Consider the following 15,014-nt stretch of genomic DNA (forward strand, 5'->3'; position numbering starts at 1 on the left):
TATCAGCAAGGGTTCGATTCTTCGTCCCGCATGTAACAAATTCTTGGAGGTTGAAAATGGCCCGCGCCGTTTTCCGTACAGTTTTTCCCGGCCTTGCACTGGCAATCGCTTCATCTTTGGCGGTTGTGGCCGCGCCCGCATCGGCGCAGTTCAAGTCAAAAGGCTATGCCTTTCTGGAGGCGGTGGAAGATCGCGATGGCAATGTCGTTACCGAAGCTTTGAAAGAGCCGGGCAGCGTCATCGTTAACACGCGCGACATCACCACGGGTGAAACCGCGCTGCACATCGTGACCAAGCGCCGTGATCTGATGTGGATCCGGTTTCTGACGCAGAATGGCGCCAATCCCAATATCAGCGACAATAAGGGTGTCTCACCGCTGCAGATTGCGACCCAGCTCGGGTTTGTCGAGGGCGTAGAGGCCTTGATCAAAGCGGGTGCGCGGGTCGATGTGTCGAATGATGCGGGCGAAACGCCGCTGATTTCCGCGGTCCACCGGCGCGACGCCGGCATGGTCCGCCTGTTGCTTGCCCAAGGCGCGAACCCTGACCAGAACGACAATTCGGGCCGTTCCGCGCGCATTTATGCAGAGCTTCAGACTGCCAACAGTGCGCTGATGGCCGAATTCAAACGTGCAGACGAAGCGCGCGAGGGCCAGAAGGAAACCCAAACCTACGGTCCAAGCTTCTGATATGACCACCATTGCCGATATGACGCTGGACGAACTCCGTCTGGAGCTCGCGCCCGAAATTGCCGCTGCCGCAGTGTTTGACGGGTGGAGCGATGCAGCCATTGTTTCGGCAGCGGATATGGTCGGGGCCGATGCGGATGTTGCGCGGTTGGCATTCCCTGGCGGGGCAATGGACATGATCGGGGCGTGGATCGACACGGTCGATGCCAAAATGGTCGACGCCTTTCCCGTAGAGAAATTGGCATCAATGCCCATTCGCGAGAAAATCCGCAGTCTTGTCCAGTTCCGGCTCGATGCGATTTCCGGTCTGGAAGAAGCGCTCAAACGCGCCACCGCGATCATGGCGATGCCGCAGAATGTGGCGCGTTCGCTCAAGACCGGATGGCACAGCGCCGATCTGATGTGGCGGCTCGCCGGCGATACAGCGACAGATTACAACCACTATACCAAGCGCACAATTCTGGGCGGAATCTACACCGCAACATTGGCGGTTTTCGCCGATGACGACAGCGAGGGCAAAGCCAAGACGCGCGCATTTCTGGATCGCCGGATCGAAGGCGTGATGAGATTCGAAAAAGCCAAGGCCAAATGGTTGAACCCCGACCGTGAAAGCTTCAGCGTTTCGCGGTTTCTTGGCCGTTTGCGCTACCCTTCAAATTAGTCCTATTGATAATCAGTTGCAATTAGCCGCGCTGTCTGGCAGCGCGCGCTGATGGATTCCCGAACACCAACTCTCGACAGTCTCAAACCCGGCGTGCATGCCACGATAATCTCCGTTGATTGGGATGCGCTGGCCAGCGAAGAAGGCAAGCGGCTGCGGGCCCTTGGAATTGATGAAGGCGCGCATGTGGGGATCGCGCATAAGGGTGTTTTTGGCGGGAGTGATCCGATCGCCATCACTATCGGGCGTATGACAATTGCGGTGCGCAAAGTGCACGCCGCCGCGATGCAGGTGGACCCGGCATGAGCACGGCCACAACCGCCGCGCTGGTCGGCAATCCCAATGCCGGCAAGAGCGCGCTGTTCAACGCGCTGACAGGTGCGCGGCAGAAAATCGCCAACTATCCCGGCGTCACGGTGGAACGCAAAGCCGGAAAGCTGGCTCTGCCGTCGGGCGAAAGCATCGAACTGATCGATCTGCCCGGCAGCTATTCCTTCGACACCACCAGCCCCGATGAAGAAGTCACCCGCAAAGTCGTGATGGGGGAACAGGAAGGGCAGGCCCAGCCCGATCTGTTGGTCGTGGTTCTCGATGCGGCAAACCTGCAGCAGCATCTGGTCTTCGCGCAGGAAGTGATCGCATTGGGGCGCCCGACGATCATTGCGCTCAACATGGTTGATCTGGCGGAGCGCGACGGGCTCACTCTTGATCCCGCAGCGCTGGCTGGCGCGCTCGGCGTTCCCGTAGTGTCCACGGTGGCTGTGCGCCGCAAAGGTCTGGCCGAATTGACAGCAGCGATTGAAGCTGCGGCGGAACAAGATCCGGCGGCGATCGATGCGCGGCCAAGTGTGACCTTGCCCGAACGCCGCCTAGCGGCCCGCAACATCGCCAAAGCGGCCACTTTGGCCGAATCGACAGAGCGGCGGATCAATTCGGGTCTGGACCGGATATTGCTGCATCCCTGGCTGGGCCCGCCGATCTTGTTCCTGTTGCTGTTTGTGATTTTCCAGGCAGTCTTTGCATGGGCATCCCCATTTGCAGACGGGTTGGAAGCCGGCGTGGGCGCGGTTTCTGATTGGGTCAGCGCCACTTTTGCCGAAAGCTTCTTCCGCGATCTTATAACCGAAGGCTTGCTTGCGGGGGTCGGTTCGGTTGTCGTATTCCTGCCGCAGATTATCATCCTGTTCGCGTTTATCCTGGTCATGGAGGCGACCGGCTATATGGCGCGCGCGGCCTTTGTGATGGACCGGTTGATGGCATCGGTTGGCCTGTCAGGCCGCAGCTTCATTCCGCTTTTGTCCAGTTTTGCCTGCGCGATTCCGGGCATTATGGCGACGCGGAGCATTGCCGATCCCAAAGACCGGCTGACAACCATTCTGATCGCGCCCTTGATGACCTGTTCGGCGCGTTTGCCGGTTTACCTTGTGATTATCGGGGCGGTCATCCCGCAGCGGCAGGTCGCGCCCTTGATCGGATTGCAGGGTCTGGTGATGTTCCTGCTCTATGTGGCGGGCATCGTCGGCGCGGTGATTGTCGCCTTTGCATTGCGGCGGACAGTGACCGCGGGGCAAGCGAGCGGATTTATCATGGAGCTGCCGCGCTATCAGATGCCTAATCTGAAGGATCTGTTGATCGGGCTGTGGCAGCGCGCATGGGTTTTCTTGCGGCGCGCGGGCACGATCATCTTTGCAGCGACCGTCGTGCTGTGGCTGCTGCTGTCATTCCCCAGGGCCGAGATCGGCGAAAGCCAGCTCGATGCATCTTACGCGGGGCAGATATCTGCGGCTATCCACCCTGCATTTGAACCGATCGGGTTCAATCAGGAAATGACGCTGGCGCTGGTTCCGGCAATGGCTGCGCGCGAAGTGGCGGTGGCATCGCTCGCCACCACCTATGCGGTTGAATCGGAAGACGAAGAGGCAACCGAAGAGGCGCTGCGCGAACAGATCGCCGCGCGTTGGAGCTTGCCCACCGCGCTGGCATTCCTCGCCTGGTTCGTTTTTGCGCCGCAATGCATATCGACCATTGCGGTTGCGAGACGCGAAACCAATGGGTGGAAATGGCCGATCTTCATGCTGACCTATCTGTTTGTGCTCGCCTATGTGTTTGCCGGTGCGACCTATTGGTTGGCGGTCTGGGCAGGGCTGTAGCGGACGGCCTGAGGCCACTTTCCACATCTTCGCACAATAAAATTTGCCAGCGACTCGCGCCAAAAGGGGCGACCCGCTAACTCCGTGGCAACAGATTCGCGAAGGAAGACACCATGGCAGGCAGCCTCAACAAAGTAATGCTCATCGGCAACCTCGGGGCGGACCCAGAAGTCCGCTCGTTCCAGAATGGCGGCAAGGTCTGCAACCTGCGCATTGCCACCAGCGAGACCTGGAAAGACCGCAATTCGGGCGAGCGCCAGGAACGCACCGAATGGCATACTGTGGCGATCTTCTCCGAAGGCCTCGTCAACGTCGCAGAGCGTTATCTTCGCAAAGGCTCCAAAGTGTTTGTCGAAGGCCAGCTGCAAACCCGCAAATGGCAGGACCAAAGCGGCAATGACCGCTATTCGACCGAAGTCGTTTTGCGCGGCTTCAACGGAACGCTGACCATGCTCGATGGTCCCGGTGGCCAAGGGGGCGGTCAGGGCGGAGGAGGCGGCCAAAGCGGCGGCTGGAACCAAGGCGGCGGAGGCGCATCTGGTGGTGGCAACGGCGGTTCGGACAATCAGGGCGGATCATCCGGTGGTGGTTCGAACTATGACGATCTGGACGACGACATCCCATTTTGATGCGAATTGTGGGCCTGGTCGTGCCCATATTGGCTCTTTTTCTCGCGTCATGTGCTGACAATCGAGGTGCAGAGCTTGATCGTGATACCCATGCGATCATAGCCACGGTTTTGGCCTTGCAGGCTGATATTCCGGTTGAGAACGAAAAATGGTTTTCAGAGCACCCTGAAGAGAAGCCAAACTTCTACGGCTGGTTCGACCACCGTCTTTGTGTGGCTCGAGAGCTGGCCGGAACGACTGCCGAAATTAGGATGGCTAGAAACTCGGTGCAGGCCAATGGCGGCACGACGGACTTCGGCCTAAATGGGAAGCGTCAGGCGTGGGAAAGCGCCAGCAAGCGTAGCGTTCTCCCTAGTGATATCAAACCAGAACATCTTCGTTGGGATGGAGCTCTCAAATACTGTTTAAACGGCGTGTTGTGGATGAGTCATCCAGAAATTGATGGCGATGACGCAACCATCTTTATTCAGAACGAATGTTCCGGCTGGTGCGGCTGGGGCGGGGTTTATGAACTGAAACGAACAAAGGCTGGCTGGGAGCTTGGCGACAAGTTGGAAGGATGGATGTCCTAACCCTTCTTCAGCGCGGCTAACATATCGGCCATCGGGCCGTCCTGCTCTCCCTCGATCTGGATGCCTTTTTCCTTGCGCGTTGCATCCGCGTTCGGGCCTGTCGCATAGGGATCGATCGCTAGCCCGAGGCTTTGCGCTACCGCTTCGCCCAGATCGAAACTGTCCCCGTCATAGTCGAGCTCGTCCAGATCGTCTTCGGTAAGCTCCACTTCCTCTTCCGGCGTGAAATCGGACCGGGCAGGGACGAAGCGGAAATGCAGCGGTTCGTCGGCGCTCGCGGCAAAATCCTCTCCCGAAATCGCGCATGGCTGGAGCCAGCCTGCCTGCAATCGGCCTTCGGCGACAACGGCATTGCTCTTGGGCGTGAGCGTTACTTCGGCGCGCAGCGATTGCAGTTCGCTCAATGCGAATCTTTTGGAAAGCGCTTCGCGCTCAGCTTGCGTCGCTTCGATCACATAGGGCTCTTCCTTGAGCGCCTTGGCTTTGACTGTCCGGCTCAGTTCGCTTTGCGTCATGGTGACAAATCTCCGGCAGACAGTTCCTCATTGGTCAGGCCGGACAATCTTTGGGACAGTTTGGTAAGTTCCTCTGCCATCGCTGCAGGATCACCGCCTTCAGCCAGCGTCACATTGCGCTGCACAGCGGCGGTCATGGCCTCTTTCCCTGAAGCCAATGCATCGCGGTACGCCCCGATCCGGCCGCCCATCGCTTCCATCAGCTTGCCCATCTTCTTGCCCAGCGTCGGATCACCCATGCCTGTCTCGCGCAATTGACCGTCGATATCCTCGACGAACAATTCGGTCAGCCGAGCCGTGGCGGGCAGCATTTTTTCGTCCGCTTCCAGCCGCAGCATCACCATCGCGGTGACATTGGTGATCATGTCGAAACGGCCATCGACAGTGTCTGCCGCGCCGCAATGCCGGTACCATTGCGGTCTGCGGGCCTCTGCCACGATACCATGCCACAATGGTCGCACGGCCTCTTTCGGATCGGTTTCAAAGCCAAAAAGGCGGGAGAGAAAGGACATGTCGGGTTTCCTCGCGGCAATAATCGTTCATCGGCAATTCAAGCCACTCTCTGCATCGGTCCGCCACTGCATTCAAGCGACGGTTGCATGGCGGTGAGCATCGCCGTAAGGCTGCGTCTGATATAGGATTTGCGCCTGCCTATCCAAGCCGTGATATCGGTTTGATGTGCGGGACCCGAAGAAGGTTATACTCGATGATTCAACGCAAACTGATCGGCACCGCGATTGTACTGGCGGCCGCGCTGGCAGCCAGCGGATGCGCGTCCATTCGCGAGAACCGCGGTTATATTATCGATCAGACTTTGATGGATTCGGTCCAGCCGGGCATCGATAACCAGCAATCGGTCACCCAGACATTGGGGCGGCCAACTTTCACCAGCCAGTTCGGCGATCCGGTTTGGTATTATGTCTCCAGTGTGACCGGGCGCAAACCATTTGTTCGCCCGCGCATCCGCCAGCATTCGGTATTGGCAGTCCGGTTTGACGGATCGGGCAATGTTGTTTCGGCAGATCGTTCGGGTCTCGACCAAGTGGCCTATTTGCAGCCTGACGGCGACAGCACGCCGACACTGGGCCGCGAGCGCGGCTTCTTCGAAGACCTGTTCGGCAATATCGGTACGGTTGGTGCGCCGGGTGCAGGCGCAGGGGCAGGCGGCCCGGGCACATAACGCCTTTGCCATGTCAGGGTGGCCTCATTGCGCGGCTTGATCGGCGCAGCGTGCACCCCATATCCGGTCTATGAGTACAGCAGATAACCCTCACGGTTTGGTGCAATGGCACGGAACCACCATCATCGGCGTGAAAAAGGGCGGCAAGACCGTGATTGCCGGGGACGGACAAGTCTCCATGGGCAACACGGTAATGAAGCCAAATGCACGCAAAGTCCGCCGGATTGGCGAGGGCGAGAAGGTCATCGCAGGATTTGCCGGCGCAACTGCCGACGCGTTCACTTTGTTTGAACGGCTCGAAAAGAAGCTGGAGCAGCACCGCGGCCAGTTGAAACGCGCCGCAGTGGAAATGGCCAAGGACTGGCGGACCGACAAATATCTGCGCAATCTCGAAGCTTTGATGATCGTGGCCGATGAAGAGAGCCTGCTGGTTCTCACCGGCAATGGCGATGTGCTGGAACCGGAAGGCGGGATCACCGCGATCGGATCGGGCGGTAATTATGCGCTCGCGGCTGGCCGCGCGCTGGCCGATTATGAAGATGATGCAGAACAGATCGCCCGCAAAGCAATGCAGGTCGCGGCGGATATCTGTGTCTTCACCAACGGCAATGTGACCGTCGAAACGATTTAAGAGACCCTATGACAGAAGCACTTACCCCGAAGGCGATTGTCGCCGCTCTCGACGAGCATATTATCGGTCAGAAAGACGCGAAGCGCGCGGTTGCCGTGGCGATGCGCAATCGCTGGCGGAGGCAGCAGCTTTCCGACGAGCTGCGCGAAGAAGTCACGCCGAAAAACATCCTGATGATCGGCCCCACCGGTTGCGGCAAGACAGAGATCAGCCGCCGTCTGGCCAAGCTGGCCGATGCGCCATTCGTCAAAGTCGAAGCGACCAAATTCACCGAAGTCGGTTATGTCGGGCGCGATGTCGAACAAATCGCCCGCGATCTGGCCGAAGAGGCTATCCGTCTGGAGAAAGAGCGCCGCCGCGAGGCGGTTCGCGAAGCGGCTTCGCAAGCTGCGATGGACCGGCTGCTCAATGCGCTGGTGGGCGACAATGCCTCCGAAGCGACACGCGAAAGCTTTCGCCAGCGGATCGTCGACAATTCGATGAATGACACCGAGGTCGAAATCGAAGTGCAGGATCAACCCAGCGCGCCGATGGAAATTCCCGGCATGGGCGGCAGCATGGGCATGATCGACCTGAGCGATATGATGGGCAAGGCGTTCGGCAAATCGAACACCAAACGCCGCAAGCTGAAAGTCCCCGAAGCGTGGGACAAGCTGGTCGATGAAGAAGCAGAGAAACGCCTCGATCAGGACGATGTCGCCCGCGTGGCTCTGCAGAACGCAGAAACCAACGGCATCGTTTTCCTTGACGAGATTGACAAGATCGCGGTGTCGGACGTGCGCGGCGGCAGTGTCAGCCGCGAAGGCGTGCAGCGCGATTTGCTGCCGCTGATCGAAGGCACAACCGTTGCGACCAAATATGGACCGATGAAAACCGACCATATCCTGTTCATCGCGAGCGGTGCGTTTCACGTTTCAAAACCGTCGGACATGCTGCCCGAATTGCAGGGCCGCTTGCCGATCCGGGTTGAGCTGCGCGCGCTGACGGAGGAAGATTTCGTGCGGATCCTGAGCGAGACACGCGCCAATCTGGTGTCGCAATATGTCGCGCTGCTCGGAACAGAAGATGTGACCGTCACTATTGGCGATGATGCGGTGGCCGAAGTCGCCAAAATCGCGGCAGAAGTGAACGAAAGCGTCGAGAATATCGGTGCACGCCGTTTGCAGACGGTGATGGAAAAACTGCTGGAAGATCTCAGTTTCGAAGCGGAAGATCATCAGGGTCAGACTATCACGATCGATGGCGGATATGTGCGCGAGCGTTTGACCGAGCTTTCGCAGGATACTGACCTCAGCAAATATATTCTGTAGTTTGCCCCGATGGGCAGCGACACAATCAAAGACACATCGGCGATGATCGCGGAGATGGACCCGCTGCTTGATCCGGCACAATGGTGCTTTGTTTCGGCGAGCGATCAGGGCTGGGCATTCGCGCTTATGCCGCACGCCCTTTCGACATTCCGCGAAGAAGAAGGACTGTCGCTGATCGTCTCGCAGGAAGCCGCATTGGAGGCGGGGATTGAGGCCGATCCCTATTGCCGGATTAAATTGCGCATCAATTCCGCGCTCGACGGAGTTGGCCTTACCGCAGCGGTGTCGGCTGCGCTTGCTGACGCGCGGATCGCTTGCAACATCGTTGCCGCATATCACCACGACCATGTGTTCGTGCCTGCAGGCCGGGCAGAAGAGGCGTTGGCGCTGCTGATCGGCCTGTCGCGGGACAAGCAAACAATAGCCTAGCATTTGGCAGGGCGGTTGGTGCCGTTGGTCGAATTTTACCTGTGTCAGCTTGTCAGCCTGTCCGCGAATTGTTCTATTCGCTCCCACGAAAAAATCTGTTTGTCAGGGGGCCTATCATGTTCCGTTCGATTCTAGCCGCAGGCACCGGTCTGCTTGCACTTGCCGCTGCCCAGCCAGCATTTGCTGACGACCATGCTGCGGGCGAGACCCCGGCCATCACTGCGCCGGAGATCGAATTTACCGAATGGACGCTGGATAACGGGCTGCGCGTGATCGCGGTGCAGGATGATACCACCGCTACTGTCACCACTTCGATGTGGTACGACATCGGATCGAAGCTTGATCCCGAAGGGCGCACGGGTTTCGCGCATCTGTTCGAACATATTCTCAGCCGCAAGACCGAGAATATGCCCTACAATATGATCTACGGTCTGACTGCCGATATCGGCGGAACGCGCAATGCCTCCAACAGCCCCGATCGCACCAATTATTACGAACAGGTTCCGGCAGAGTATCTCGAAGCGATGCTGTGGACGCATAAGGAACGGATGGCGCTGCCGGTGGTCGACCAGGACGTGTTCGACAAGGAACGCGAAGTGGTGAAAGAGGAACTGCGCCAGCGCGTGCTTGCGCCGCCCTATGGCCGCTTCCAACGCTTTGTTCTGCCAGAAAACAGCTTCGATGTGCTGCCCCAACGCCGCCCAGGAATCGGCTCTATCGAGGATCTCGATTCGGCCACGCTCGACGATGCGCGGGCATTCTTCCAGGCCTATTACGGGCCCGATACCGCCACCCTTATCGTCGCGGGCAATTTCGAAATGGATCAGCTGCGCAGCCTGGTCGATGAGTACTTTGCCGCCATACCGCGCAGGGAAAATCCGGTTGCTCTGGACATCCCGATGCGCGAACCGGAGCGGACCGAACCGCGCTTTGTCACCGCAACCGCGCCCAATGTTCCATTGCCGTTGGTCGGCGCGACATGGAAAGTGCCCGGCGCGGCGCATCCCGATATCGCGGCGCTCGAAGTGCTCGATTACATCATGTCGAGCGGCGAAAACAGCCGGCTGCATCAAGCGCTCATCCGCACCGGCAAAGCTGTCGACGTGGCGGAATTCGTCAATCCGAGCGAGGAGGGCGGATTTTTTGCGCAGTTTGCGATTATCAATCGAACTGCTGACCCTGATGAGGTGATCGCGATTCTGGAAGCCGAGCGTGCCAAACTGCTCAGTGAACCGGTCAGCGCCGCCGAACTGGCTGAGGCGAAGACCGAGATATTCTCGAGCGCGCTGCGCCGCCGCGAAACAGCACGGGGGCGGGCTTTTGAAATCGGCGAAGCTCTGGTCCGCACCGGACAGCCCGAAGCGGCCGATACGCGGTTGCAGCGCATTTCTGCGGTAACTGCGGCCGATATCCAACGCGTAGCGCGGCAATATCTCAAGCCCGAAGCACGCGTTGAACTGCGCTATATCGAAGGGGACGATGATCGCACTGCCTATACGAATCCGGCTCCGTTTCCGACTTTCCGGACGCTGCCAGCAGCCACGGGCGAGCCGCGTAAGGTCAAGCCTGAAGGGGAGCGTCAGGCACCCCCGGGCCCGGGCGCCAAGCCCGCTATCGAAGCGCCCACCATTGTCGAAACGACGCTGGATAACGGGATAGAGGTGGTCGCCACGCAAACCGGAAATGTACCGATTGCAACGATGACGGTGCTGTTCCCCGGTGGCAGCGCGAGCGACCCGCGTGCCAAAGCGGGCATTGCCGAAATGGCGGCCGCGCTGGCCGACAAAGGAACAGCCAATCTGACATCGACCGAAATCGCCGCGCGGCTCGAAAGTCTGGGTGCGCGATTCTCTGGCACGGCCGCGACAGACGGCACCTATTTCAGCCTGACCGCGCCGGTCGCGACATTCCGCGATGCCGGTGAAGTGATGGCGGACATCATCAACAGCGCCTCTTACCCAGAGGAAGAGTTCGCCCGCGAACGCAAGCGCGCGGTGGACGGGTTGCAGATTTCGCTCAAAGACCCGGGCGATCTGGCGCGGTTTGTATCCTTGCCGGTGATGTATGGCGATGCGCCTTACGGAACCATCGGCGGAGGAACGACCCAGAGCCTCGCGGCGATTTCGCCTGCGGATCTGATCGCGCACCGCGAAAAATACTGGCATCCGGCACGGGCCAAGGTGATTGTCAGCGGCGGTATCGCTCCGGATGCGGCGACGCAGCTGGTCGGCTCTCTGCTTGGCGATTGGACAGTCGAAGCGGCTCCTCCCGAACCGGTTGCGGACCCTGATGGTGAAGCGCTCGCGCCACGTACCGTGGTGATCGATATGCCCGATGCCGGCCAGGCCGCGGTCATTGCCGGGGTGCGCGCGCTGTCGCGCAGCGACGAGGACTACTATTCCTTGATGCTGGCAAACGCCGTGCTGGGCGGTGGATCAAGCGGGCGACTGTTCGATGAAGTCCGCACCAAACGCGCTTTGAGCTACGGCGCCTATAGCGGATTTGGTTCGCGGGCAGGCGAATCAGTGCTCACCGCAAGCGCGCAAACCAAGAACGAAACCGCCGCAGAGGTCGCGCAGATATTTCTCGATGAATTTGAACGTCTCGGGACCGAACCTCTACCAGAAGACCTGCTCGAAAAACGCAGGCTTTATTTGGGCGGATCTTACTCTCGCTCGCTGGAAACCAGCTCCGGCTTCAACGGGATTACCGCCGGATTGATGCTGCAGGGGATAGAACCTGCCGAAGCATCGCGGCTGGCTGAAAAGCTTTCTGCAGTCCGCGCTGAAGATGCGTCGCGTGTTGCAGCCGATGTGGTCGATCCGACACAAGCGACCATCATAATCGTCGGTGATTCAAAGCAATTCATTGACAAGCTACGTGCAATGCGGCCACAAGTTGAGGTGATTTCGGCAGATCAATTGGATTTGTCGAGTTCAGTTTTGAAAGCCGCCGAGTAACGTGCTTTTAAAATAGAGAAGGGGTATCGCTTGATTGCGGTGCCCCTTTTTTGTTGCGTCAGGCGGATGTTTCGTTGGCCTGCCGCGCCCACATCTCGGCGTATAATCCGTCATGCTGCAAAAGCGCCGAATGCGTCCCGCGCTCGGCAAGTTTGCCCTGATCAAGCACCAATATTTCATGCGCGTCGGCGATGGTCGAAAGACGGTGTGCGATCGACAGTGTGGTGCGGTCGCGGGAAACCCGGTGCAATGTCGCCAGAATATCCTGCTCGGTCCGGCTGTCGAGCGCGCTGGTGGCTTCATCGAGCATCAGAATAGGCGGGTTCTTCACCAGCGTTCGGGCAATTGCCACGCGTTGCTTTTCACCGCCCGACAATTTGAGCCCGCGCTCGCCGACCTCGGTATCGAAGCCTTGGGGCAATTGTTCGATAAAGGGGAGAATCGACGCGTCGCGCGCGGCAGACATCACCTGCTGATCGCTGGTGCCATCTTTGCCGTAAGCAATGTTGTAGCCGATCGTCTCATTGAACAGCACGCTGTCTTGCGGAACGATGCCGATTGCTGCGCGCAGGCTTGTCTGAGTGATTTGGGAAATATCCTTCCCGTCAATCAGAATGCGGCCTGACCAAGGGTCGTAAAAACGGAACAACAGCCGCGCGATGGTCGATTTGCCGGCGCCCGAGGGGCCGACAATCGCGACATTGTCTCCTGCAGGAACTTCGAAACTGAGGCCCTGCAATATCGTCCGGTCCGATTCATACCCGAACACAACATTGTCGAATGTCACGGTTGGGCGATGGATCACCAGCGCGGGTGCGCCGGGGGCGTCTTCCACTTCGACCTCTGAATCCATCAGGCGAAACATCTCGGCCATATCGACCAAGCCTTGGCGGATCGTCCGGTATACCCATCCCAGCAGATCAAGCGGTCGGAACAGCTGCATCAGATAGGTGTTGACGAAAACAAGATCGCCCACGGTAAGGTCGCCTTTGCTCCAACCCCACACGGTATAGGCCATGGCTCCGGCCATCAGGGCATTGGTGATCAACGACTGGACAATGTTAAGCAGACCGAGCGAGTTCTCGCTTTTGACAGCCGCATCGGCATAGGCGCGCGCGGCGGCGGCATAGCGCTGCTCCTCGCGCGCTTCCGCACCGAAATATTTGACCGTTTCGTAATTGAGCAGCGAATCTACCGCGCGGTCCAATGCGCGGCCATCCAGATCATTCATCTGCTTGCGCAGCTTGGTCCGCCATTCGGTAATCCAGCGTGTGACCAATATATAGCTGATGACAGTGAAAGCGGTCGCGGCGACCAGTTCCCATCCGAAATTGATATAGAAGATCACGCCCACTGCCGTCAGCTCGATCACCGTCGGGGCAATGTTGAACAGCAGGAAATAGAGCATCGAATCGATGCTCTTGGTTCCCCGCTCGATAGTCTTGGTGACTTCGCCTGTGCGCCGCGACAGGTGGAAGCGCAGGCTCAGCCGGTGGAGCCGGTGGAACACATCTTCGGCGAGCTTGCGCGTCGCGTCCTGGCCGACACGCTCGAACACAATGTTGCGCACATTGTCGAAAACAAGGCTGGCAAAGCGGCCGAGGACAAAGGCGATCACCAACGCCATCGGCACCAGATAGGCGTCTTGCGCCCCGTTGGTCATGCTATCGACCGCGTTTTTGTAAGCGAAAGGCAGCGCGAGAATGGTCGCTTTGGCGGCGAGCACAAAAAGCACCGCGACAACAATCCGCCATTTCAGCGAAGGACTATCCTTGGGCCAAAGATAGGGCAGGAAGCGCTTTAGCGTCCGCCAACTGTCATGGTCGATCGATTTTGGAGTGGCAGTATCTGGCGGCATCGCGGCCTATGTGGGGCGACGTGCGCGCAAGGGCAATGGCTGATGGCGGCAGGTTTAGCGGTTCAAAGGCGTGTTGCCTGAAATTGCTGCCTCACGCCGCGGTGGTTTTTGCTGCCGGTTGGCAGGTCGAACAGTACCTGCCTTTTCTCGAAATCAATCGCCACCCGGTTGAACAGGCGCAAATCGCGCATCCCCATTATAATCGCCGGGCGTTCGGACAGGCCGAGCGCGGCAAAGGCCGGGCTCTCGGCAAAAGTTATCGGCATATTGTTGAGCTGCAGTCCCTGGATCTGGAAACGCTTGGCATAATGCCGTTTGCCGATGATCACCGCGCCATTTACGTCTTGCGAGCTGACTTCCACGCGATTGCGAGCCCCGCGCAGGCGCTTTTGCAATTTGAGATTGCCAAAGGAACTTTGCGCGCCGGTGTCGATGACAACAGCGGTCCTCACCCCGTCGATCGTTGCATTGGCAATGATCAGGCGGCCCAGCTTGCGGCGCGCCCTTACGATGATTTCGTAGCCGCTATTTCCGCCCAGCGCACTGGCATCGTTGACTGCAATGGTTTGCGATCTGAAATCGATCATCACCCGCATATCCTGCAAACTGTCGAGCCCGAGGATGCCGTCGGCCCCGACATTGCGCGCTTCGAGCAAGGGGGCGGCGATATCGCCCAGCGTGCGGTCGGCAAATTCCAGACCGTCCAATTGCACCAGTTCAACATCTTCCCGGCTGCCCATGCCGACAACCACAGCAGATCCGATGGTTGGCAGTTTCAGCTTCTCGCTAAGCCCCCGGGTAATGACTGTCGCCTGCGCGCCGGTATCAATCATGAAGCGGAACGGGCCTTCGCCGCTAATGGTCACCGGCACCGTCATCCGGTCATAATAATCGGTGCGGCCTTCAACAATGTCATCGGGAGGTAGTAACGAGGGTTCCGTGGTCGGCAGCGTCGCCGGCTTGGGAAGCTCGGCAGGTTCGGAAACGGAGGTTGGCGGCGCGGCGGGTGGCTCTACGGAAGCGGCAAGCATGCCTGCCGCGGCCCAAATCCAATGTGACATAATCCTCTCCGATTGTTTTAATCGAAGACTACCACCAACCGGCGATCTCGCCAAATTCCAGTGCGGGTGATTATGCCGGGGTTACCACGTCGGCGGGGTTCGCCTTGCGGCTCCGCAACATCGCCCATGTCTCGGTAAGGATATGCGGCCACAGCATCCACAATGCCGCGCCATAGGTAACGCCGCCGGTCGCCGCCAAAATGGCCAGTTCGAACGGGGCTGCCATTTCGGGAAGCACGGACTTAACGGCAGTGACCACTGCCGCCATCAGGGCGCACGCCACCGCTACCGGAAACAATTGCTTCAACAAATCCCCAATCCGGACTTCGATTGCCGGCAATGTCAGCGCGAGTGTGATCGCGAGCAATG

Annotated in this window: 16 protein-coding genes (1 of these 16 only partly in view); 11 read left to right on the plus strand and 5 right to left on the minus strand. The window is 58.9% G+C overall.

Annotation, left to right across the window (positions count from 1 at the left end):
* The first annotated feature begins 56 nt into the window (after window positions 1-56).
* The 6 genes from GRI41_RS00675 to GRI41_RS00700 all read left to right on the plus strand — a co-directional run bounded on the left by GRI41_RS00675 (window position 57) and on the right by GRI41_RS00700 (window position 4,701).
* On the plus strand, window positions 57-689 hold the full coding sequence (locus tag GRI41_RS00675; protein WP_160602745.1) for an ankyrin repeat domain-containing protein: 633 nt from the start codon (window positions 57-59) through the stop codon (window positions 687-689).
* Between the two features lies 1 nt (window position 690).
* On the plus strand, window positions 691-1,350 hold the full coding sequence (locus GRI41_RS00680; RefSeq protein ID WP_160602746.1) for a COQ9 family protein: 660 nt from the start codon (window positions 691-693) through the stop codon (window positions 1,348-1,350).
* A gap of 51 nt (window positions 1,351-1,401) precedes the next feature.
* Complete coding sequence (locus GRI41_RS00685; RefSeq protein WP_160602747.1) at window positions 1,402-1,656, plus strand: FeoA family protein; 255 nt, start codon at window positions 1,402-1,404, stop codon at window positions 1,654-1,656.
* Window positions 1,653-3,500, plus strand: coding sequence for a ferrous iron transporter B (gene feoB, locus GRI41_RS00690; RefSeq protein WP_160602748.1), 1,848 nt, complete (start codon window positions 1,653-1,655; stop codon window positions 3,498-3,500). Before GRI41_RS00685 ends, feoB begins: the two co-directional genes overlap by 4 nt.
* A gap of 113 nt (window positions 3,501-3,613) precedes the next feature.
* Window positions 3,614-4,129 carry a single-stranded DNA-binding protein gene (gene ssb, locus GRI41_RS00695; RefSeq protein WP_160602749.1) on the plus strand — a complete coding sequence of 172 codons (516 nt, stop codon included), beginning with the start codon at window positions 3,614-3,616 and terminating at the stop codon, window positions 4,127-4,129.
* A gap of 29 nt (window positions 4,130-4,158) precedes the next feature.
* Entirely contained in the window at window positions 4,159-4,701 is a 543-nt protein-coding gene (locus GRI41_RS00700; protein WP_160602750.1) for a hypothetical protein, read from the plus strand.
* Here the strand turns inward: GRI41_RS00700 and GRI41_RS00705 are convergent.
* A complete protein-coding gene (locus tag GRI41_RS00705) occupies window positions 4,698-5,216 on the minus strand; it encodes a YceD family protein (protein ID WP_160602751.1) in 519 nt (172 codons plus the stop codon). The two genes, GRI41_RS00700 and GRI41_RS00705, sit on opposite strands and share 4 nt — an antisense overlap.
* Entirely contained in the window at window positions 5,213-5,728 is a 516-nt protein-coding gene (locus GRI41_RS00710) for a ubiquinol-cytochrome C chaperone family protein (protein ID WP_160602752.1), read from the minus strand. Before GRI41_RS00710 ends, GRI41_RS00705 begins: the two co-directional genes overlap by 4 nt.
* A gap of 194 nt (window positions 5,729-5,922) precedes the next feature.
* On the opposite strand from GRI41_RS00710, the gene GRI41_RS00715 reads away from it, so the two are divergent.
* The 5 genes from GRI41_RS00715 to GRI41_RS00735 all read left to right on the plus strand — a co-directional run bounded on the left by GRI41_RS00715 (window position 5,923) and on the right by GRI41_RS00735 (window position 11,726).
* A complete protein-coding gene (locus GRI41_RS00715) occupies window positions 5,923-6,396 on the plus strand; it encodes an outer membrane protein assembly factor BamE (protein ID WP_160602753.1) in 474 nt (157 codons plus the stop codon).
* Window positions 6,397-6,466: 70 nt separating this feature from the next.
* A complete protein-coding gene (gene hslV, locus GRI41_RS00720; protein WP_160602754.1) occupies window positions 6,467-7,027 on the plus strand; it encodes an ATP-dependent protease subunit HslV in 561 nt (186 codons plus the stop codon).
* 8 nt (window positions 7,028-7,035) lie between these two features.
* Complete coding sequence (gene hslU / locus GRI41_RS00725) at window positions 7,036-8,337, plus strand: ATP-dependent protease ATPase subunit HslU (protein ID WP_160602755.1); 1,302 nt, start codon at window positions 7,036-7,038, stop codon at window positions 8,335-8,337.
* A 9-nt stretch (window positions 8,338-8,346) separates the two neighbouring features.
* A complete protein-coding gene (locus GRI41_RS00730) occupies window positions 8,347-8,766 on the plus strand; it encodes an ACT domain-containing protein (RefSeq protein WP_160602756.1) in 420 nt (139 codons plus the stop codon).
* A 116-nt stretch (window positions 8,767-8,882) separates the two neighbouring features.
* Window positions 8,883-11,726, plus strand: coding sequence for a M16 family metallopeptidase (locus GRI41_RS00735; RefSeq protein WP_160602757.1), 2,844 nt, complete (start codon window positions 8,883-8,885; stop codon window positions 11,724-11,726).
* 58 nt (window positions 11,727-11,784) lie between these two features.
* Here the strand turns inward: GRI41_RS00735 and GRI41_RS00740 are convergent, their stop codons facing one another.
* The 3 genes from GRI41_RS00740 to GRI41_RS00750 form a co-directional block, all read right to left on the minus strand.
* Entirely contained in the window at window positions 11,785-13,584 is a 1,800-nt protein-coding gene (locus GRI41_RS00740; RefSeq protein ID WP_160602758.1) for an ABCB family ABC transporter ATP-binding protein/permease, read from the minus strand.
* 62 nt (window positions 13,585-13,646) lie between these two features.
* On the minus strand, window positions 13,647-14,645 hold the full coding sequence (locus GRI41_RS00745) for a retroviral-like aspartic protease family protein (RefSeq protein WP_160602759.1): 999 nt from the start codon (window positions 14,643-14,645) through the stop codon (window positions 13,647-13,649).
* A 70-nt stretch (window positions 14,646-14,715) separates the two neighbouring features.
* On the minus strand, window positions 14,716-15,014 hold the 3' end of the coding sequence (locus GRI41_RS00750; RefSeq protein WP_328600491.1) for a lipopolysaccharide biosynthesis protein. It continues 1,216 nt past the right edge of the window; 299 of the gene's 1,515 nt are visible here — the last part of the coding sequence; the start codon falls outside the window, past its right edge; it ends in the stop codon at window positions 14,716-14,718.

It is taken from the genome of Pontixanthobacter aquaemixtae, assembly GCF_009827395.1.
Lineage (GTDB): Bacteria > Pseudomonadota > Alphaproteobacteria > Sphingomonadales > Sphingomonadaceae > Pontixanthobacter > Pontixanthobacter aquaemixtae.